This window comes from Marinactinospora thermotolerans DSM 45154 (genome assembly GCF_900167435.1).
Classification (GTDB): Bacteria; Actinomycetota; Actinomycetes; order Streptosporangiales; family Streptosporangiaceae; genus Marinactinospora; species Marinactinospora thermotolerans.
This window is the reverse complement of record NZ_FUWS01000015.1, coordinates 37995-57700: the sequence shown is the minus strand read 5'-3', so window position 1 is coordinate 57700 and position 19706 is coordinate 37995. Positions and strand designations below refer to the sequence as shown.

General features: G+C 69.2%; 23 protein-coding genes and 1 pseudogene. 10 read left to right on the top strand and 14 right to left on the bottom strand.

Annotated elements, in window-relative coordinates:
• Positions 1-220: 220 nt before the first annotated feature.
• Together B5D66_RS22365 and B5D66_RS22360 are read right to left on the bottom strand one after the other, a co-directional pair.
• Entirely contained in the window at positions 221-901 is a 681-nt protein-coding gene (locus B5D66_RS22365) for a response regulator (RefSeq protein ID WP_078763778.1), read from the bottom strand.
• 47 nt (positions 902-948) lie between these two features.
• Positions 949-1821 carry a RecB family exonuclease gene (locus B5D66_RS22360; RefSeq protein WP_078763777.1) on the bottom strand — a complete coding sequence of 291 codons (873 nt, stop codon included), beginning with the start codon at positions 1819-1821 and terminating at the stop codon, positions 949-951.
• Positions 1822-1963: 142 nt separating this feature from the next.
• On the opposite strand from B5D66_RS22360, the gene B5D66_RS22355 reads away from it, so the two are divergent.
• On the top strand, positions 1964-3049 hold the full coding sequence (locus B5D66_RS22355) for a site-2 protease family protein (RefSeq protein WP_078763776.1): 1086 nt from the start codon (positions 1964-1966) through the stop codon (positions 3047-3049).
• A gap of 24 nt (positions 3050-3073) precedes the next feature.
• On the opposite strand, the gene B5D66_RS22350 is transcribed toward B5D66_RS22355, so the two are convergent.
• Together B5D66_RS22350 and B5D66_RS22345 are read right to left on the bottom strand one after the other, a co-directional pair.
• Entirely contained in the window at positions 3074-3547 is a 474-nt protein-coding gene (locus tag B5D66_RS22350) for a hypothetical protein (RefSeq protein WP_078763775.1), read from the bottom strand.
• Positions 3548-3584: 37 nt separating this feature from the next.
• Positions 3585-4916 (bottom strand): helix-turn-helix domain-containing protein, encoded by a 1332-nt coding sequence (locus tag B5D66_RS22345; RefSeq protein WP_078763774.1) that lies wholly within the window; start codon positions 4914-4916, stop codon positions 3585-3587.
• Between the two features lie 195 nt (positions 4917-5111).
• On the opposite strand from B5D66_RS22345, the gene B5D66_RS22340 reads away from it, so the two are divergent.
• Entirely contained in the window at positions 5112-5456 is a 345-nt protein-coding gene (locus B5D66_RS22340; RefSeq protein ID WP_235001166.1) for a hypothetical protein, read from the top strand.
• Positions 5457-5497: 41 nt separating this feature from the next.
• Here the strand turns inward: B5D66_RS22340 and ppgK are convergent, their stop codons facing one another.
• Complete coding sequence (ppgK, locus tag B5D66_RS22335) at positions 5498-6277, bottom strand: polyphosphate--glucose phosphotransferase (RefSeq protein ID WP_078763773.1); 780 nt, start codon at positions 6275-6277, stop codon at positions 5498-5500.
• A gap of 224 nt (positions 6278-6501) precedes the next feature.
• On the opposite strand from ppgK, the gene B5D66_RS22330 reads away from it, so the two are divergent.
• Entirely contained in the window at positions 6502-7440 is a 939-nt protein-coding gene (locus B5D66_RS22330; protein WP_078763772.1) for a tRNA (adenine-N1)-methyltransferase, read from the top strand.
• 160 nt (positions 7441-7600) lie between these two features.
• Positions 7601-9367 (top strand): proteasome ATPase, encoded by a 1767-nt coding sequence (gene arc, locus B5D66_RS22325; protein ID WP_144390267.1) that lies wholly within the window; start codon positions 7601-7603, stop codon positions 9365-9367.
• Between the two features lie 204 nt (positions 9368-9571).
• Here arc and B5D66_RS26395 read toward each other — a convergent pair whose 3' ends face one another.
• The 4 genes from B5D66_RS26395 to B5D66_RS22300 form a co-directional block, all read right to left on the bottom strand.
• Positions 9572-10345 carry a TrmO family methyltransferase domain-containing protein gene (locus tag B5D66_RS26395; RefSeq protein ID WP_268805642.1) on the bottom strand — a complete coding sequence of 258 codons (774 nt, stop codon included), beginning with the start codon at positions 10343-10345 and terminating at the stop codon, positions 9572-9574.
• Positions 10346-10685: 340 nt separating this feature from the next.
• On the bottom strand, positions 10686-11096 hold the full coding sequence (locus B5D66_RS22315; protein WP_235001165.1) for an NUDIX domain-containing protein: 411 nt from the start codon (positions 11094-11096) through the stop codon (positions 10686-10688).
• 874 nt (positions 11097-11970) lie between these two features.
• Positions 11971-12150 (bottom strand): hypothetical protein, encoded by a 180-nt coding sequence (locus tag B5D66_RS22305; protein WP_144390266.1) that lies wholly within the window; start codon positions 12148-12150, stop codon positions 11971-11973.
• Positions 12147-12512 (bottom strand): hypothetical protein, encoded by a 366-nt coding sequence (locus tag B5D66_RS22300; RefSeq protein WP_078763769.1) that lies wholly within the window; start codon positions 12510-12512, stop codon positions 12147-12149. Before B5D66_RS22300 ends, B5D66_RS22305 begins: the two co-directional genes overlap by 4 nt.
• A 525-nt stretch (positions 12513-13037) precedes the next feature.
• Between B5D66_RS22300 and B5D66_RS25810 the strand changes: the two genes are divergently transcribed.
• The 3 genes from B5D66_RS25810 (at position 13038) to B5D66_RS25270 (ending at position 14589) form a co-directional block, all read left to right on the top strand.
• On the top strand, positions 13038-13187 hold the full coding sequence (locus B5D66_RS25810; protein WP_200813756.1) for a hypothetical protein: 150 nt from the start codon (positions 13038-13040) through the stop codon (positions 13185-13187).
• A gap of 620 nt (positions 13188-13807) precedes the next feature.
• Positions 13808-14146 carry a hypothetical protein gene (locus B5D66_RS25275; RefSeq protein ID WP_144390265.1) on the top strand — a complete coding sequence of 113 codons (339 nt, stop codon included), beginning with the start codon at positions 13808-13810 and terminating at the stop codon, positions 14144-14146.
• Positions 14147-14205: 59 nt separating this feature from the next.
• Positions 14206-14589 carry a hypothetical protein gene (locus B5D66_RS25270; protein WP_144390264.1) on the top strand — a complete coding sequence of 128 codons (384 nt, stop codon included), beginning with the start codon at positions 14206-14208 and terminating at the stop codon, positions 14587-14589.
• A gap of 913 nt (positions 14590-15502) precedes the next feature.
• On the opposite strand, the gene B5D66_RS22295 is transcribed toward B5D66_RS25270, so the two are convergent.
• A complete protein-coding gene (locus B5D66_RS22295; protein WP_144390263.1) occupies positions 15503-16069 on the bottom strand; it encodes a TetR/AcrR family transcriptional regulator in 567 nt (188 codons plus the stop codon).
• 78 nt (positions 16070-16147) lie between these two features.
• Here B5D66_RS22295 and B5D66_RS22290 point away from each other — a divergent pair, with 78 nt between their 5' ends.
• Positions 16148-16462 (top strand): DMT family transporter, encoded by a 315-nt coding sequence (locus B5D66_RS22290; RefSeq protein WP_078763767.1) that lies wholly within the window; start codon positions 16148-16150, stop codon positions 16460-16462.
• Positions 16462-16815: a DMT family transporter gene (locus B5D66_RS22285; RefSeq protein WP_078763766.1), complete on the top strand. Its 354-nt coding sequence runs from the start codon at positions 16462-16464 to the stop codon at positions 16813-16815. The genes B5D66_RS22290 and B5D66_RS22285 overlap by 1 nt, the downstream gene beginning before the upstream one ends.
• A gap of 322 nt (positions 16816-17137) precedes the next feature.
• On the opposite strand, the gene B5D66_RS25570 is transcribed toward B5D66_RS22285, so the two are convergent.
• Positions 17138-17287: a hypothetical protein gene (locus tag B5D66_RS25570; RefSeq protein WP_159457303.1), complete on the bottom strand. Its 150-nt coding sequence runs from the start codon at positions 17285-17287 to the stop codon at positions 17138-17140.
• Positions 17288-17335: 48 nt separating this feature from the next.
• Here B5D66_RS25570 and B5D66_RS26390 point away from each other — a divergent pair, with 48 nt between their 5' ends.
• The gene (locus tag B5D66_RS26390; RefSeq protein WP_268805639.1) at positions 17336-17458 is read left to right on the top strand and encodes a hypothetical protein; all 123 of its coding nucleotides are present in this window, start codon (positions 17336-17338) and stop codon (positions 17456-17458) included.
• Between the two features lie 188 nt (positions 17459-17646).
• On the opposite strand, the gene B5D66_RS25805 is transcribed toward B5D66_RS26390, so the two are convergent.
• The 3 genes and pseudogenes from B5D66_RS25805 to B5D66_RS26625 form a co-directional block, all read right to left on the bottom strand.
• Entirely contained in the window at positions 17647-17931 is a 285-nt protein-coding gene (locus B5D66_RS25805) for a hypothetical protein (protein WP_078763764.1), read from the bottom strand.
• A 413-nt stretch (positions 17932-18344) separates the two neighbouring features.
• Entirely contained in the window at positions 18345-19049 is a 705-nt protein-coding gene (locus B5D66_RS25260) for a hypothetical protein (protein ID WP_144390262.1), read from the bottom strand.
• 332 nt (positions 19050-19381) lie between these two features.
• Positions 19382-19705, bottom strand: a pseudogene (locus B5D66_RS26625) (phage terminase small subunit); the annotation flags it as partial.
• Between the last annotated feature and the right edge of the window lies 1 nt (position 19706).

Genomic DNA, 19706 nt, shown 5'->3' with positions numbered 1-19706 from the left:
GACCCGTCAGGAACCAGGGTCCTGGTGTCGGGTCATGGGACGGCTCTACCCGATCCGGCGGTGTCGCCACGGCACCATAGGAAAGCGGTGCCGGGCGGTCGCGTCGCGGGCGGCCATCCGTGGGACGTCCGCCTCGCCGCAGGGGTTGGCGCGCGAGGACGCCGGTCCGGGTGAGGTGTGTCACCGGGGCGCCGAACCCGAGGGGCGCGACCGCGCGGGGCTAGTCGTCCTCGCCGGGACGCACCACACCGGTCTCATAGGCGTGGACGACGGCCTGGACCCGGTCGCGCAGCCCCAACTTCGTCAACACGTTGCCCACGTGCGTCTTGACCGTGGTCTCGCTGACGAACAGGCGCTCGGCGATCTCGGCGTTGGACAGGCCGCGCGCCAGCAGGCGCAGGACCTCGCGCTCGCGTTCGGTCAGCCGGTCGACGGCCGGGGCGGGCGCCGGCCGCGCGGAGGGAAGGCGCGCGGCGAAGCGGTCCAGCAGCCGCCGGGTCACGGTCGGGGCGACGATCGCGGCCCCCTCGGCCACCACCCGGATCGCGGTGACCAGCTCGTCGGGAGGCACGTCCTTGAGCAGGAACCCGCTGGCGCCCGCGCGCAGCGCCTCGACCACGTACTCGTCCAGGTCGAAGGTCGTCAGCACGAGGACCCGGACCCGCTGCCCGGCTTCTTTCGCCCAGTCCAGGATGTCCCGGGTCGCCGCGATCCCGTCCCTGCCGGGCATGCGGATGTCCATCAGCACCACATCGGGCAGCAGACGCCTGGCCGAGGCCAGCGCGCCGTAACCGTCGGAGGCCTCCCCGACCACCGAGATCTCCGGCTGCCCCTCCAGGATCATCCGGAAACCGGTGCGCAGCAGGGGCTGGTCGTCGACGAGCAGGACGCTGATGGGCATGAGGGGATTGTCCCCCATCCGGGGCCGCCGCGCGGCCCCGGAACCGTTCACGCGCGCGGGTCGGGCCTCACGGCCGTCTCGGGTGGCAGCGGCGCGAAGACGGTCGCCTGCCCGCCGGCGGGGAGCTCGGGCGGGGTCCCGCCGAATTCCGGGCACAGCGCGCGGTGGTCGCACCACCCGCACAGCGGGCTTTTGCGGGGCCGCCACTGCCCGGAGCGGGCGGTCTCCTCGATCTGCCACCAGATGTCGGTGATCCTCTTCTCGACCTCACGCAGGTCGGCCTCTGTCGGCTCGTACCACAGCCACTCCCCGTCTCCCAGGAACATCAGCTGGAGGCGGGTGGGGATCTCGCCGAACTCGCGCCAGACCATCAGGGCGTAGAAGTGGACCTGGAGCCAGGCCTTGTCGCGGTAGGGCTTGGCCGGGGCCTTGCCGGTCTTGTAGTCCACCACGCGGATGCGCCCGTCCGGCGCGACATCGAGACGGTCGACGTAACCGCGCAGCCGCAGCCCCGACTCCAGCGTCACCTCCAGGCGCAGTTCACGTTCGCGTGGCTCCAGCCGCCCCGGGTCCTCCATCGAGAAGTAGCGCCTGATGGCCTCGCGCGCCCCGTCGAGCCACGCCGCGAGCTCGTCCTCGTCGGCGAACAGCTCCGCGGCCTCGGGCTGCTTCTCGCGCAACCGGTTCCACTGGGGCTCCAGCAGCGCCAGCGCGGAGTCGGGGGTGCGGGTGTCGGGCGCGAGCTCGAAGAGCCGCTCCAGGACCGCGTGGACCAACGTGCCGCGCAGCGCGGCGGGGCTGGGACGCTCGGGGACCCGGTCGATGACACGCAGCCGGAACAACAGGGGGCACTGGAGGAAGTCGGTGGCCCGGGAGGGGGACAGCGCCCGAGCCGGGGAGGGGGCGTGCGGGGAGGACATGGCCCCAGCCTACGCGGGCTCCACCGCGGCACGGCGACCGCGGCCGACCGCGTAGCCTGGCAGTGTGACGCACCGAGATCGCCCCGACCCCCCACGACGTTCCCGGGCCGACAGCGCGAAGGGCGGTCGCCGGACCCTTCGCATGGGAAGCCCGTTCGGCATCCCGGTCCACGTGGCGCCCTCCTGGCTGATCATCGCGGCGATCATCACGGTGCTCTACGCGCCACTGGTCGAGGGGAGGCTCGCCCTCGGCCCGCTGTCCTACCTCGTGGCCTTCGTCTTCGCGGTGCTGCTGTACGCCTCGGTGCTCGTCCACGAGCTCGCGCACTCCGTCGTGGCCCGCAGGTACGGGCTGCCGGTCCGCCGGATCACGCTGTACATGCTCGGCGGGGTCTCGGAGATCGAACGCGAGGCGCCGACCCCGGGACGGGAGTTCTGGGTGGCCTTCTCCGGGCCGCTGCTGTCGTTGGTGCTGGCCGCCGGAGGGCTTGTCGCCTACGGGTTCGCCGACCCCGACACCATCGTCGGCGTGCTCCTGTGGCAGTTGTGGGTCGCCAACCTGCTCGTCGGGGTGTTCAACCTCCTGCCCGGCCTGCCGTTGGACGGCGGTCGGCTGCTGCGCGCGCTGGTGTGGGGGGTGACCCGCCGCCCCTACGCGGGGACCCTGGCCGCCGCCTGGGTGGGGCGGGCGCTGGCCGCCGCCGTCATCGCGCTGCCCTTCCTGTCCGCATGGTGGACGGCCGGCTCGCCGAACCTCTTCGCGATCCTGTGGGCCGTGCTGCTCGGCGGGTTCATCTGGTCCGGTGCCACGTCGTCGCTGCGCGCCGCGCGCCTGCGCGAGCGCCTGCCGGGCCTGCGGGCCCGGAGCCTGGCCCGCGAGGCGATACTCCTGACCGCCGACACCTCCGTGGCCGAGGGGCTGCGGCGCATGGACGAGGCCGGTGCCGAGGCGATCGTCGTCATCGACACCGACGACACGCCCACCTCGATCGTCAGCGACGCCGCGATCGCCGCCATCCCCGAGGCGCGCCGGCCCTGGGTGCCCCTGTCCAGCGCCGCCCGCGCGATCCTGCCGGGGGGTGTGCTCGACGCCGGCCTGGAGGGCGTCGAGCTGCTGGAGGCCCTGCACGCGCACCCCGCGCAGGAGTACCTCCTCACGGGGTCCGGGGGGCGTGTCGAAGGCGTTCTGCGCAGCAGCGACGTCCAGGCGGCCGTCACCGGTTCCTGAGCGCGCCCGCTGCGCGGGCGCTCCTCACCTCCGTTCGCCCTCGGGCCAGATCACCAGCACCGGGCGTTCGCGTTCCCGGGCGTAGGCGACCACGTCCGCGGTACCGCCCGGACCGCGGGCGGGTTCGCCGTCCCACACCGCGACCAGCTCGTCGCACTCGTCGACCAGCAGCCGGCCGGCCGCCAGGTGGGCCTCGGGGGTGGACTCCGCGAACGGGAGCCGGTGCACCTGCCGGGCGCGCGGCAGCAGCGCGTCATAGACCGCCCGATGCCAGGCCGGCAGGGAGCGACGGTACCCCTCGGCCGGCACGACGGCCTCCAGCGTGCCTCCGGCGTCTAAGACCGCGCGGGCGAAGATCGTGTCCGCGCCGTCGGCCAGGCAGGTCAGGCCCACCAGAGGGGAGCCGTCTCCGCCGAGGTGCCGGCGCAGTTCACGGTCGACGACACGTTGCAGGTCCACCGGTAGTTCCCGGTGGCCGGTGATCGCGACGCGACGCATCGCAGTGTCCTCCTCGGCTTCTTCGGGGGATAGGGGGTCAGGCGGGCAGCGCTCCGGAGAGCAGGGCCTCGGTGAGCTGCTCGTCGAGCAGGCTCACACAACGCGCCCGGGGCCCACGGTAGTGGCGGCGGAACCGGCGTACCCGGCCGATGATCCGTTCGGACCGGAAGAGGACGCCCGTGCGCAGCGCCTCGCCCGCCAGACGGAACGCCTCGTCGACGTCGCCGGCGTCGGCGTGCGCGCTGGCGAGCTCGACCATGAGCACCGCGCCCTGCTTGGCTCCGGGCCGGACGCCGCCGAAGGCGTCGGAGAAGGCCCGCCGGGCCTCGTTGGGCTGGCGTAGCCGCACCGCCGTCAACGCCCGGTAGCCGGCCACCTTGGCCTCGTCGAAGGCGAACACCCACGGCCAGGGGGGTTCGGAGTTGTCGGAGCGGTTCACCGCGGCCTCGGCCGAGGCGATCTCGCGGTGCGCCGCGGCGGCATCGCCCCGTCCCGCGTGCCCCAGGGCGCGAACGCACGCCAGCCAGGCCCGCGCGGTGGGGTGGGCGTTGTGGCCGAGCCGCCGTCCCGCCTCGGCGGTCAGGGTCAATCCGAGGGAGGGATCGTCGTCGTCGATCTCGAACGCCGCGAGGCTGCCGAGCATGTAGGCGGCCAGCAGCGCGTGCCCGGCCTGACCGGCGCGCTCGACCGCGGCGCGGTAGTGACGGCGCGCGGAACCGTCGTCGCCCATGTCGACGTGCAACCAGGCCGCGAAGCCGGCGGCCTCGCTGGCCGCCGCGGCGATGTCGCGCGCGAAGGGGGTGCGGTGGGCGCGCGCCAGCGTGCGCCCGGTCAGCTCCAGGTGGGCCACTGCGGCGTTGGCGAGCTCGCGCGCCGGCGCCGAAGCGTCCAGGCGCCGCTGCCCGCCGGTGATGGCGCGCAGCGTGGGAGCGGTTGTCTCGTCGATGTCGCCGCGCCCGGCCCCGGCCGGTCGCGGCAGCGTCGCCAGAGCGAGGACCTTTCCGAAATCCCGGCGTCTCGTGGGATCCGCCCCCTTTCCGTCGCCCGCCACACGCGTGGTGGAGGGACGTGAGGGTGCCGACGCGCCGGGGATGGGCCCGGCGCTTGCGAACCGGAGCAGGTGGACCGGGACTCCCAGCCGATGGGAGACCTCCCTGACCTGGTCGATGGTCAACGACTGCTGGCCGTTGACCACCCGGGACACCCAGCTCTGGGAGTACCCCAGTGTCCGGGCCAGGTGGGACTGGGACCATCCGTGAGCGAGCCGGATGGCCTCGATGATCGCCGCGACGTCGCACGAGGAGAGCGCGGACGCTACGGCGGGGCGGGTCCAAAACTCCGGAGGCAGAGCACCGTCACGCTGGGGCATGAGCCTAGATTAGGGAGGTCATCGAGGTCCGGTGGCTATGTGTAAGACAATTGATGCAATGCGTGATGGGCATAAAAGGGGTATGCCGCCTCCCCGGAAGGGGCAGAGTCAAGGGACCAAAGTCCCGTTCGCGTGGGAAATCTTGTTGAAGTGGATCCCCAGATGCCCCCTGAAACGCCCATCGAGGATGGCTCGATGCTGACCGGAGACGGTCACTGCCTTGACCGAGGCAGGGGTGATGTGCAGTGGGCCTATGCCTTGCGTGCGCTGACGCTCGAACTCCGCGCGGCGGGCCTTGAGGTCCGTCCCGATGGTGGCACGGGCGCCGTCGAGGCGGCTCCACGCCGCGCCGACGGCATCGACCCGAAGGGCCCGCGGCGCCGGGCCATTCTCCGTCCGCATCGAGGACGGCTGTGGTGGTGGCTGGACTGCCCCGACGACCAGGGGGCGTGGTGGGCGCTGACCCCGCTCACCCCGGCGTCCCGGACCAGCGAGGCGGCCCGCCGCATCGTCCGCATGCTCCTGCCGGGGCAGTACTGACCCGCCGGCGGGGCCGTGGGGAGCCCGCCCGCGGGAGGCGGTCAGGCCCCGTCGAACAGGTCGGCGGCCAGCGCCGCGGCGCCCACGATGCCGGCCGTGTTGCGGAGCTGCGCGGGCACGATCGGGGTGCGCAGCCGCAGGTGGGGCAGGAACTTGTCGGCCTTGCGGCTCACCCCGCCGCCGACCACGATCAGGTCCGGCCACAGCAGGTCCTCGACCACCGAGTAGTAGCGTTGCAGCCGTTCCCGCGCCCAGCGCTCGTAGGACAGGTCCTCCCGTTCCTTGGCGCTGGAGGCGGCACGGCTCTCCGCGTCGTGCCCGTCGATCTCCAGGTGCCCGAACTCGGTGTTGGGGACCAGCCGGCCGTCCACGAGCAGGGCCGTGCCGATGCCGGTGCCCAAGGTGGTCAACAACACCACTCCCCGCACCCCGGCCGCCGCGCCGTAGCGGTGTTCGGCGACCGCCGCGGCGTCGGCGTCGTTGAGCACGTGCACGGCGCGCCCGGTCGCCTCGGCGAGCAGCTCCTCGACGTTCACCCCGATCCAGGACTTGTCGACGTTGGCGGCGCTGCGCGCCACCCCGTGCTGGATCACGGCGGGAAAGGTCGCCCCCAGCGGACAGCCGGGGTCCACGTGCTCGGGGAAGGCCGCCGCGATCTCGGCCACGGCCGCGGCGACCGCCCGTGGCGTGGAGGGTTGGGGGGTGGCCAGCTTCATCCGGTCCACGATGAAGGTTCCGGTGGACAGGTCCACCGGTGCGCCTTTGATCCCGCTTCCGCCGATGTCGATGCCCAGGCCCACCTTGGGCGCCTCGTTCGCCATGCGCGTCCATGCCTTTCCGTCTCGGCCCCGACCGGCCGCTCGTCCGGCCTGTCGGAGGGACCGTGGCCACGTCCCTACCCGTATTCAACCGCCTGCGGGAGGCGCTCGCGGGCCCCGCTGGGGTGCCCCGCTTGGCCGATTACACCGTTGCAGGTCATCGCGGATACCCTGGGCGACCGTATCCTCCCCGTTGCACCACCCCCGAAGTGAGAGACGAGAACCCAGTGACCGGCATCCATGGCCGCCGCGGACCCTTCGAAGACGGCGACATCGTGCAGCTGACCGACCCCAAGGGACGGATGCACACCATCACCCTGCGTGCCGGCACGGCCTTCCACACCCATCGTGGGCGTCTGGACCACGACGATCTCATCGGCAGCCCCGAGGGCAGCGTCGTCCGGGCGACCTCGGGAACCGTCTACGTGGCGCTGCGTCCGCTCCTCGCGGACTTCACGCTGTCGATGAAGCGCGGCGCGACGATCGTCTATCCCAAGGACGCCGCGCAGATCGTGGCCCAGGCCGACATCTTCCCGGGCGCGCGCGTCATCGAGGCGGGCGCGGGATCGGGATCGCTGTCGTGCTGGCTGCTGCGCGCCGTGGGGGAGGAGGGCATGGTCTCCTCCTATGAGCGCCGTGCCGACTTCGCCGACATCGCCCGCGCCAACGTCGAGCGCTTCTTCGGACGCGAGCACCCGGCCTGGCGGCTCACGGTCGGGGACCTCGCCGAGTCGATCGCCGAGACCGAGGTCGACCGCGTCGTCCTCGACATGCTCGCCCCGTGGGAGTGCCTGGACGTCGTCGCCGACGCCCTCATCCCCGGTGGGCTCATCTGCGTCTACGTCGCCACCACCACCCAGGTCTCGCGCATCACCGAGGCGCTGCGCGAGCACGGCTCCTTCTACGAGCCCAGCGCGTTCGAGACCATGGTGCGCACCTGGCACGTCGAAGGCCTGGCGGTGCGCCCGGACCACCGGATGATCGGGCACACCGGGTTCCTGGTGACCGCGCGCCGGCTGGCGGACGGGGCCGTCGCCCCCGAGCGCCGCCGTCGCCCCGCCAAGGGCGCCTACGGCGAGGACTGGAAGGCGGTCCAGAAGACGGAGGACGTGACCCCCGCCGAGCAGGTGGCCGCGGAGGACACCCGGGGCCCGGCCGAGGCATGATCGACACGTTACGTTCTCATTACGCCCCAGCGGCCGTTACCAGGCTGAGCTAGGCGTTTACAAGATCGAAAAGTGAGTCGTTCGACACTGGACGTCGCGGAGAGGTTAGGAAAAGGCTATGGGTAGGTAGGGTTCCGAGTAGTCGTCCTCTTCTAGGGAGGTGGCGGACGTGGCCGATCTCGACGACGAGCGTCAGGCGGAGCGCGACCGTGAGGCGGAACTCACGGCTCAGGTCTCCTATTTGGAGAAGGAACTCAGCGTAGTCCGGCGCAAGCTCGCCGATTCCCCCCGTCACGTGAGGCTGCTCGAGGATCGTCTCCGTGAGGCGCAGGCCGCCCTGGCCGCGACGAACGGACAGAACGAGCGGCTCGTGGCGACCCTGAAGGAGGCCCGTGACCAGATCGTCGCGCTGAAGGAGGAGGTCGATCGGCTGGCCCAGCCGCCCTCGGGGTTCGGGGTGTTCCTCGAGGCGCGCGACGACGAGACCGTCGAGATCTTCACCAACGGGCGCAAGATGCGGGTCAACGTCAGCCCGTCGGTGGAGATCTCCGACCTCAGGCCGGGCCAGGAGGTCATGCTCAACGAGGCGTTCAACGTCGTCGAGGCGCAGTCCTTCGAGCGTGTCGGCGAGGTCGTCATGCTCAAGGAGATCCTCGAGGGCGGCGACCGCGCGCTGGTGATCTCCAACCACGACGAGGAGAAGATCGTCCGGATCGCCGAACCGCTGCGCGACCAGCCGATCCGCCCCGGCGACTCCCTGCTCATGGAGGCCCGCTCCGGTTACGTCTACGAGCGCATCCCCAAGTCCGAGGTCGAGGAGCTCATCCTGGAGGAGGTCCCCGACATCGCCTACACCGACATCGGTGGCCTCGGCGGCCAGATCGAGCTCATCCGCGACGCGGTCGAGCTGCCCTACCTGCACAAGGAGCTGTTCCAGGAGCACCGGCTGCGCCCGCCCAAGGGCGTGCTGCTCTACGGTCCGCCGGGGTGCGGTAAGACGCTCATCGCCAAGGCCGTGGCCAACTCGCTGGCCAAGCAGGTCGCCGAGAAGACCGGCCGCGACGTCGGCAAGAGCTTCTTCCTCAACATCAAGGGGCCCGAGCTCCTCAACAAGTACGTGGGCGAGACCGAGCGCCACATCCGCCTGGTGTTCCAGCGGGCCCGCGAAAAGGCCAGCGAGGGCACCCCGGTCATCGTGTTCTTCGACGAGATGGACTCGATCTTCCGCACCCGCGGGTCGGGGGTCTCCAGCGACGTCGAGAACACGATCGTTCCCCAGCTCCTCAGCGAGATCGACGGTGTCGAGGGCCTCGAGAACGTCATCGTCATCGGCGCCTCCAACCGCGAGGACATGATCGACCCGGCGATTCTGCGTCCGGGGCGCCTGGACGTCAAGATCAAGATCGAGCGTCCCGACGCCGAGGCCGCCCGGGACATCTTCTCCAAGTACATCACCGCCGACCTGCCCCTGCACGCCGACGACCTGGCCGAGCACGGTGGCTCCCCGAAGGCCACCGTCGACGCGATGATCCAGCGGGTCGTCGAGCGGATGTACGGCGAGACCGAGGAGAACCGCTTCCTGGAGGTCACCTACGCCAACGGCGACAAGGAGGTCCTGTACTTCAAGGACTTCAACTCCGGGGCGATGATCCAGAACATCGTCGACCGCGCCAAGAAGATGGCGATCAAGGACTTCATCGACACCGGGGTCAAGGGCATCCGCGTCGCGCACCTGCTCCAGGCGTGCGTGGACGAGTTCAGCGAGAACGAGGACCTGCCCAACACCACCAACCCCGACGACTGGGCGCGCATCTCCGGAAAGAAGGGCGAGCGGATCGTCTACATCCGGACCCTGGTCTCGGGCAAGAAGGGCGCCGACTCCGGCCGGAGCATCGACACCGTCGCCAACACCGGCCAGTACCTGTAGAAACGCGCTTGCAGGACGCCTCACGGGGCCGACCGGAGTTCCGGTCGGCCCCTTCTCATGCCGGTCGTCTCCGGTCCCCGTGATGGCAGGGTGATGGCAAATCCACGGTGCTTCGGGAGCCGGCTTCGGTTTTGAGGCCGATGACGGAGAGTGAGGGTGATCGGCCGGGGCGGGACGCCGCGGAGGTCGGCGATAGGGCCGCCCCTACGGGCGGGGGGTCGGTGTTTCCCGGTAGCCGGCGAGCATCTCTGTGGGCCAACGGGGCCGGCTCACCTCGCCCCGAGGGCCGAACTCGGTGAACCACGGCGCGATGTCGAGGACGGGGGTTCCCCGCACGGCGTCCAGGTCCTCCACGTGCGGGTCGCGTCCCTCGACCCTGAGCAGACGGGGGTGGGAGACGGCGATCCTCGCGGGACGCCGGTGGTTGCGGTGGACGAACGTGCCGGTCTGCGGCCAGGCCGTGTTCCCTCGGGGGTGTCGGGCGCCGAGGTGGACGTCGGCCTCCGACCCCCGGCTGAAGTGCCACACGACCTGGATGTGGGAGAACTCGTCCAGGCCCTGGGGGTGTCCACGGGCAGGTCCTCGTTGAGCCGGATGACCGATCGGCCCCCTCCCCAGTGGTCGTCGGTGACCTCGTCGCGTCCGCTGACGACGGTGGCGATAGGGGTGAGCGTGATCTCCATGAGTGGTCCTCCGGAGCTGGAGGGAAGGGACGGGGCAGGGGACTCGCAGGACCTCGGTGGCCTTGGTGCCGAGGTCGTGTACCGGGCTGATCCCGCGTCCACGCACGGTGCTCAGGACGGTCCGCGTCGTCTGTACGGTTCCCGGCCCCCCGAGCGCACGCCCTCCCAGAGGGCCAACGCCGTCGAACACCCCCGCGGCGGAACCGCTGGCAGACGGTCCGCGGTCGGGATCCTCGTCTACACCGGCCGAATCCGCGTCGAGGTCCGGGGTGGTGGCCCCTTCGAGAACACGCATTCCTCCGCACTCCGCCGGCCGAACTTTTGGACGAGCACGGACGTGGCCTGCTCCTGGCCGACGCGCTCGCCTTCGCATGGGAGCGCCCGGCCACCGGGCGCGGTGTCTTCGCGGAGCCGCTCCGATGACGGTGTCTCAGCTCCCTACCGGTGCGGCGATGACGCACCCTGTTGTCCGATCCGGGATTTCCGCATCGCGCCCACTCGGGCACCGGGAAACCGAGTACCTGGCCCCATACACCGGCGATGCGGCTTGGGCATGAGTCTGGGCTGTACCATCGTCGCCCTCGCCAGGGCATGACCTTCTCCCCATTCAGCCGGGGGAACTTTCGGCTGTCCTGCTAGCGGCCGGCGTTGAGCTTCTGCACGTGGGCGATGTAGCCGAGGATGTGCGGGGGCATGGGGGCGGGCAGGGCGTCCAGCGGGAAGAAGCCCAACGCCTGGCCTTCTCCGAGCACCAGCGCGCTTTCCGGGCCGTCCCAGGTGGCGGTGTAGACCTTCGGCCGCGGCGCGGCCGGATCGTCGGGGGTGACGTCCAGCTCGCGCAGGTCCTCGGGGACGATACCGGTCTCCTCGCGTACCTCCCGAAGAGCGGTCTGCTCCCAGGTCTCGCCCGGCTCTTGCTGTCCTCCGGGCATCGTCCAGTGGCCGGGCCAGCAGATGCCGGGGATGTCGTCGCGGTGCTGGAGCAGAATCTCCCCTGCCCGGTTGGTGATCATGACGACGCACCCGTTCCACACGGTCTCGTCCACAGGACCTCTTCCCGCAGCGGTGATAACGGCTCCCTCACCGTAGCCGGTGGGGGATCGGATGGCTTCCTGACGGACGATGGTGTCACCTGCGCGCCCCCTCGATCAGGTACTCGCGAAACACCCCGTTCTCGGACAACCCTTCGGTATCGACGTAGAAGACGGGCAGGCCGCAGCACCGCCGGACAACGGGCGAGCCGCTACCGTGCACATGGCCAGGCGGACATGGCCGATGTCTCCAGCCGTCGGGATCACTCACCACGCTGTTCCCGCCCGCGGTGAGCGCCGTGTCATCAAGCTCCGCCGCATCTGTCGGTGGAGGCCCACTCGAATCGGCATCCGGTCCTTCTTGCGATATGTCTGCGTCGAGGCGATCAAGCACAGGGCGCAGGTCTCCCCGCTCTTGGGGACACGCGCGTACCCGACCATCCGCCCGTCCTCTGCCAGGACATCCCGGGTGGTGTGGGTGCGCACGAGCTGGAGATCCGTCGCCGTGATGGACGCGAGCCGGACCTGTCCGGCCTGTATCGCCTCGGCGAGGGGCGGCCCTGGGCGAGGTCGGCTCACACCTGCACGAACGGTCGCCGGTACGTCTTCTCCACAGGGACACCGCGCGGAGCCGGCACGGCCTCGATACCGAGCGGTGTGGGAACGAGGCCAAGCCGGTCCGCGAGGGCCTGGGCTAGGTCGGCGTCGGTGAGCGACGCCATCGCCCCGTGCGCGGCGCTCCACCGGCAGGGCCTGTTCGAGAAAGGCGTCCATGTCGTGGGTGTGCCACGCCCCGAGTCCGTCGAAGATCTCCGCGAGCACCTGGAGAAGGATGGTGCGGAGCCGCTGGCTGGTGTTGGCGTATTCGGTGACGAGCCCGTTCGTTGCCTCACTCACCGGTCACCCTGGTGGGCGGCTGCGGCGCTGCCGGGGCGCCGGTCTGGTTCCGGAGGGCGGCGGCGATCATCTGGTCCGCGGCGGCCGTGGTGGTGATCCGCTTGATCCGCGGCAGCGGCTCGCCCATGTCCTCGGCGATCACCGACAACGGGTAGCCGAGGCTCTTTTTCACGGCGGCGTCCACCACCACGACGGGGTTGAGCTGGCGGGGCACGCCACCGCATCTCCGGTCGCGGGGGCGCGTTCGATGATGGCGTTGCGCGCGTGATCGAGTGTGATGAGGGGACGGCGCGGGTCCTGGGGGTGCGGGCCGACCACGACGTAGGCCACCGACTGCGACAGCGCGGACCGGTAGAGCTGCTTCTGGCGGGCGGGGAGCCGGTTGGTCTTCCACCACGTCCACGCGGCCTCATCGGGTTCCCCGTCCGGGCCCGCGATGCCGGTCACCGCCAACCGGTTCACACTGGAGTTGGCGATCAGGCCGCAGATGTTCGTCCGGGCGATCTCCTGGAACCGCTTTTCCTGGTCCCGCACCCCTTTCGGCGGTACCGGAAGCGGAGGTTCCCCGGTGAAGTAGTTCCGCCGCTCGTTGAGCCGGCCCTGCCGCGCTTGAACTCTGCCCCCCAGGCGTACCGACTACCAATCCGGAGAGAGAGGGGCTCGTCCAGCACGCCGATCTCCTCCCGTATTCTCTCCCGGGTCCGGGAATCCATCGCTGGCTCCCGCAGAAAACCCGGTCCGGAATTTCTTCATCCATTCCGCGTGTCAACATATACAAGATATGTGACTCGAGGGTGGTGGATGGGGGGAGGAACTTTCCTGTAGGGATGGTTTGTTTCGTCGTCCGTGGTGGTAGCACCTTCCGGTGAAAAACGTTGAAGAAAAGAAGTCGGTTGCCTCCCTGTTCAACGGCTGGGCGGTTCTGTGGTCGGTCGTGACTCTGGTCTGGCTCGCCCTCCTCGGGCTGGAGTGGTACACCAGTGATTCCCTGGCCTGCCCCCTGACACCGGACAGCTCCCTGTATGGCACGGGAAGCTGGTCCTGGCTGCCCCCGGACGGGTGTGCTCCTGGGAGGTCGTCGTCGGTGACGAGACCTACACCATCACCGAAGAACCCCCGCTGTCCCGTCTCGGCATGGTGATCACGCTCCTGCTCTGGGGCGCTTCCAGCATGACCCTGGGCCTTCGGCGTAAACGAGAGGCGCAGTGAAGCGGGTGCGTCCCGGGGCCCGCGCGTGCTCGGGTCTCCCCGCGCGTTCCACCGCCGCATCGTTGCGCACGTGCTTTCTCGTGCCTTCTTCGCGACAGCGGCACCGACGTAGGAGGCGGGTCTGGCGGAACGCGGGGCCGATTGCATACACTTCTCACTTTCGCCTCGGCCGCCTCATTGGTTGCTGTGTGCGGGGTTCTGCTCGCGCGTGAGCCAGGCAAGGAAAGGTCGCGCGCCCTGACCGAAGGTCTCGCGCTTTTCATAGGCGTTGTCGCGGCTTTCGTGTTCCTGTATTGGTCCCGTTCAGAACCAGGGATGATCGTTTGCCTCGTAGGTCCTGGAGCTCGGTGAGCATGACCCTGGAGGATGTGAAGCGTCTCTGAACGGGGCTCAGCAGTGCGGGAGCCTCAAAATCCCCAGATCCGTACAAAATTCGGACGGCGGCATTTTCCCGGGGCCTCTCGGGGGAGAAGGGGGCGCCCTCTCAGAGGTGGGCGCTCATGGAATGCTTGGTTTGACCCTTTTGGTGGGAACATCCTGAAGACTCGTCGGGCATGAATCGCTTGCGCTTCGCTACACTGGGGGAAGGGATCGCAAATGATTCTTGGAGATGAGTTTCCGTGGAAGAGAACCCTGCCGCTGATCCGACACGCCCATGGTCTCATGATCTGGTTGACGACGTAGACGCGGAGCTTTTCTTGAAGACCCTCAAGGCTCCTGCCGCGAGGACGTTGCGTTACCTCTGTCAGCATCCTGGGGAACAACTCTCGGTCCTTGATGTTGCCCGGGCGACAGGTGCTCACGAGGAGGATGTGAGAAGTCATGTTGTCCGGGTGAACAAGTACTCAGAAGCCCATGGTCATGTCCCGCTGCTGGCTGATGATCAGGGGCTTATTTCTGTGTCACCTGAGGCTTCTCGTGTCTTCGATACCGCTTTCGAGAAACTGTTTGGAAAGTGAATTAGGAGTCTGCCTTGAACCTCCGGACTGGGGCATTCCGCTCTTGTGTCATCAGCGCCATGGCTGTTGCCCTTATCTTCGGCCTCCAGGGCGTTGCGCGGGCTGCCGAGACTTCGGCGTCAATCACCTGCGACGATAGCAAGAAGACTCTATATGTGAACGCTAGTGGTGTGGACTACCCCGGGAACATCAACGTCGAAGTCGTTCGAGAGATTTTCGATAATGGGAAGCTTCGATCCTCTCATGAAACGACTGTGAGGACCTCTAGCACGGGATCCTGGTCTGTCCCTCGGATCGAGGGGACCTATAAGGACACGATTTCGAAGAAGGAACTGAAGGTGCGTGTTTACAACGCTGGAGGCAGGGAGCTGGGGCGTGCTTCCGACCGCTGTGCTGACTTCAAGGACGGGGAATTTGATTTTCGTGAAACCGCAGCGGCCTAGTTCTGGCTAAGACCCCTGAGTGCTGGGTTCGGTAGCACTTCGCCCGTGCTCTGTGGTCCTAGGGGAGCGCCACTTCCTCGGGCGGGCACTCTGGGGTGTGCCACACTGCGGGTATTTCGGGTGAGTCGCTCATGTGCCTACGTGGGTCAGAGCAGGCCGGGGTGGACCTCACATGGACGGCGTGGTGAGAAGCATGGCTTCGCCGCGTTGGTTTCCCTCGCGGTCTTGCGGTCGCGTGGTGCCAGGAGCACAGCAGTTGAAGGTTACGGAGGCGGTGGTCATCGCGGTTGCGAATGTGGTCCACGTCTGTGCCGGCCTCCGCGCAGATGCTGCCGTCGGACATGCGCCACTGGCGCAGGCCGTGGTCGCGTTCGATGACGTGGACGCGCAAGCTTTGCCAGTTCGGAGGGAGCTCCTCGCGGTGTCGTGAGCCTTCCCAGTCGGTAGCGATGCCCACCATCTCCGCTTGTTACGTTGGATAGTTGTCCGCTCTGGGAGATTTCGGTACCCGACCGCTGTCCGTAGTGGCCTGCACGTCGGTTGCTCCGTCTTCTCAGGGCGTGGGCGACCAACCTGGCCCCGGCCTGGCCCTCGGCGCACGCCTCCCAGACAACGCCGCACGGCGCTGGGCGAACCCCAACAGCCTGCTGCCAGGAATGTGGTCTCCTCTGCTCCGAACGGCTGAACCAGCTCAACAGTGCTCTCCGCTGCGGCCCGCTGCTGTCCGGTCACCACGCCGATCCGCATCCCATGACCTACGTGTGCGGCACAGCGTCAGCGGCCCGGTTGTTCCTGGGTGGCCCTGGTGGCGGTCGAGCGCGGTCCAAATACGAAGATAAGGCCAGCCGAGCACCTGGCTGCAGCCTGTGAGTGTGCAACGGCGCCCCGGCCCGGCGAGACGGGCGAGCCGTCTTCAGTCGCAGGCCACGCCCAGTTCCTGGAGGCGTAGCCGCAGCACCTCCAGAGTCCACCGGCCGTCGTCGCCGGGAACGAGAACCACGTGCAGGGCCAGGCCGTCGATGAGCGCCTGGAGCTCTCGCGCCAGCCCCGGCCGCTCCAACCCCAGGGCGGCGCAGGCCCGTTCACACAAGCTGTACACCTCGGCGTCGAGTTCGGCGCGCAGCGGAGCCAGCAGCGGGTCGGTGACGGCCGCCGTGCCCAGGGCGAGCGAGACCTCCATCTCCAGACGGCGTTCGTCGTCCAGCGGCAGCAGTTCCTGGAGGGTCTGCCAGGCCCAGGAAGGCGAGTCGGGCGCGATGGCGGCCACGCGCTCGCGTAGTCGCTCCAGCACGGCGCGGATGGACTTCTCGCGCACGCTGTCCTGGGTGGGGAAGGCGTAGCGCAGGGAGCTGGGGGCCAGTCCTGCCTCCTGGGCGATGTTGCGGACGGTCAGGGCGCGCATCCCCTGGCGGGCGATGACGCGCCAGGAGGCTTCGATGACCTGGCGTTCTCGTGCTTGGAGGTCCATAGATCGAGGCATTTGCCTATTGTGGCACAACTGTGCGACTATGGGGTGGAACATAGTCGCACAACTGTGCGGGAACGTGGAGGGGGATTCATGGCGTGGGTGCTGCTGGTCGCATCGGGCCTGATGGAGGCGGTGTGGGCGAGCGCGATAGGTGCCAGCCAGGGGTTCAGGAAGAAGGGGCCCACGGTGCTGTTCGTCGTCGCCCTGGTCCTGAGCATGGTCGGGCTCGCCTACGCGATGACGGCGATCCCGACCGGAACCGCCTACGCGGTCTGGGTGGGCATCGGAGCGGTTCTGACCGTGCTCTACCCCGTGGCGCGCGGCAAGGAGCAGCTGACCCTGGGACGTGGCGGACTCCTACTCGTCCTGATCGGCTGCATCATCGGTTTGAAGGTGGTCGGCTAATGGCCTGGTTCGTTCTCATCATCAGCGCCCTCCTGGAAGCGGTGTGGGCCACCGCCCTGGGGCAGAGCGAGGGCTTTACCAAGCTCGTTCCGTCGCTGGTCTTCGTCGCCGCGCTCATCCCGGGCATGGCCACGCTCGCCTACGTGGCCAAGCGCATCCCCATGAGCACCGCCTACGCGGTCTGGGCCGGGCTCGGGGCGGCCTTCACGGTGGCGTGGTCGATGCTCACGGGTGGGGAGCCGGCCACGGCGCTGCGCCTGGCACTGCTGGCCGGCATCGTGGGCAGTGTGGTGGGCCTCAAGCTCCTCAAGCCCACCGCCCCCGAGGAGGCCGCCAAGACCCCGACCCGCTGAACCGCAGTACCGGGCTCCGCTTTCCTCACCACGGGGCCTTTTGCGCGTCTGTCTCCTGCGTCTGCGCACGGACATTTTCGCGGCCGTCAACACCAAGCCGAGCCAGCCGAACCCAGCAGCGCAGCAGCCTCACCAACGCCATGGAGGCGCTAAGCATCTGGCTACCGGAGTCCGCGACGGCCCCTGCGCAACTACACGTTGCCGGGGTTTCCCACCGTCTCCTCCGGATGTGCGCCCGTTGTCGAGGCGAGAGCGGTGGTCGGAGCGCGTATCGCGGCGGGATCACTGACATGTTCACGCTCGTTAACATCGGCCGTGGCTCCTACTCGGTGAGGGAGACAACGATTTCGACCAGGCCGACGAGGCTGAACAGGGCGCTGAGGACAGTCGCGGCGATCCACCGGCCGCCGAGGTAGGTCAGGTAGACGGTCAGCGCGCCGAAGATCACGGCGAGTCCCGTTCCGAGCACCACACCGGCGAAGTCACGCCCGGGCGCACTCGGGATGCCCGGGGCCTCGTCATGAAGGATGGCGGCCTGGATCTGCACGCCCTGGTGATGAGGGCCTCGACGGCGCGGCGGCGGGTGTCGTCGTCGGCGTTGGCGACGGTGATCAGCGGCGTGCTCATGGGGCTGTCCTCCTAGGCGCAGGCGAGGGGAGGGGTGTCCTCCAGCGGGCTCGACATCCACCCGGGGAGAGGAGTGGGGGTGGTGGAGCCACACGCTGGAGGACACGTTGGTCGCCCGGCGGGGATCGCAGGCGGTGTGGTGATGGCGAGGATGCTGCGCCCCGCCTGGTGTTGGGTGTTCCTGGTGCCTGCCGGGAACGTCTTTCAGGTGAGGGCGGAGGCGCGGATGCCGACCGCCCACAGCAGGTCGCCCTCCCGGAGGAAGGGCAGGGACTTGGCCTCGTAGTGCGGATCCAGGCGCAGGTCACCGAGCGCGTTGCCGGCTGCGGTGTCGAAGCCGTCCTGGGCGTCCACGAGCCTGGCGCGGTTCTCCCATCCGGGCGCGTACCGGTTCAGGATCCGGGTGGGGTCGCCGCCGACCCGCACGTCGAGCACTGGGGAGGGGCTGCCGGCGGCGTTCAGGCCGCGCAGGATCGCGGCGAGCGTCATCCCCGCCCCCGCTGTGGCACGACGACCCGCCGCACCCGGGGGAGGCGCGACGCCTGCTCGGAGACCTGCTGAAGGTAGGTGGGGTGTTCCATCCCGAAGGGGACGCACGCCCAGTCGAAAGGCTCGTAGCTTCGGCGTCGGCCCGGTAGCGGGCGCGGATGACCGAGAGCCGTCCGGGGCGGTGGCGGAACAGCTCTGCCCCCGCGGACACGGCCACAGAGGTTTCCGGCGTGTTCCTGCCCCATCCGGTGTGCAGCCGTGCGGGGATGCCGAGAGCGTGGGCAATCAATGCGGACTGCTCCAACTCACCGCGGCCATCATGATCCGGTGCCGGTTGCTCCGCCAGTGGCAAGGGGTGATCCGCGGACGGGCACCGTGCTGTCGTCGCGGATCGCGCCGTCGAGCCCCGGCGTTCACCGTGTCACCGTCGGCCCGGGCGCGGTTCTCGCGTCGGCGCGCACCCCACTCAGGCTGGGATGGATACGAGTTCGGGCGTGAGCGGCCTGGTTGAGGAAGTCCGCCCGCGCGGTCTGCGGGTCGGTGGAGGAGTCCATGATCGTGCCGATCAGGGCATCCAGATCGACGTGGCCACCGTTGACGTCCGCGCTGTCGCCGTAGACGTAGGCCAGGGCCTGGCGGAGCTCGTCATGGTCGTAGAGGCCGGTGTCCGGCGGGGCCTCGCGGATGTCATAGAACATTCCGTTGTCAAGGGCGCGACCTTCGAGGATGCGGTGCCAGTCCCGCGCGGACATCTCCGCGACGCTGCCCTCACCAAGGGCGTAGGTGTTGGGGGACTCCAGCAAGGTCCCGTCGGTCTTCGCGGCGTTGATCCGGATGGTCTCGGCCAACTTGGTGCCGCGGTTGGAGCGGACCCACTCCTCGGACTGGTCCAGGACCGCGAAGATCGGCCGATTGCCCTTGATCGTCCGCGCGCTGCTGGTGATCGGCTCGATCCTGCCCGCTTTGGGCAGGTTGACGAACCCTCCAGCGGTTCCAGCCCGGGGTAGGCGTCCAGTACCGGTCCCTGGAGCATCTCCAGCAGTGGTGACCAGGTGTTCTTCGTCTGCGTCTCGGAGACCGCCGCGATCTGCACCAACGGCGTGCGCACCTCGGGTCACGGTTTGCCGACCGGCTGCCCTTCGGCGTCCCCCCGTCCGGGTAGATCGGGGCGAGCGCCTCCACGATCGGGATCGCCGCCAACAAGGGGCTCTTGCCCCACCCTCGGGGCCGGCACAGCACCGCGCGCCGGTACCGGCGACGGCCGGTGCGCGGATCGAGCTCGTAGAACTTCAAGATGAAGTCCTCTTGCTCGGAGTACAGAACGAAGGGCTGGTAGTGGGCCCGATCGGGGGCGGCGAGCATCTCGGCGATCCAGTCGATCACCTGTATCCGAGGGTGGGGACCTCGCCGGGGACGTTCGGCTTCCAGGGGATGGGCTATCACCCCTTGGTCAAGCTCGCTCTGCGTCCTTTGGCTTCGCGGGAAGGCCGCGGACGACCCCCATGTGCGCACCGCGCCGTTCCCGCGCGGACTTGCCAGCGGGGGTGGGGTGTTTGGCGCCGGCCTCGTCCGCGGCGGCGAACTGCATTCTCAACCTCGCCCTGTTCTCGACCGTCGCGCCGAACTTGGTGACCCGCAGCCGCAGCTCGGCGGCCACCGTGGTCTCCCCGGAGCACAGTCGGTCGTGGAGAAGAGTGGTGTCGAGGAGAAACTGCCAATCCGTCGAGGAGAAGTGCTCGGTCTGGGCGCTATTGCGCCACCGGTCCCACCACTCC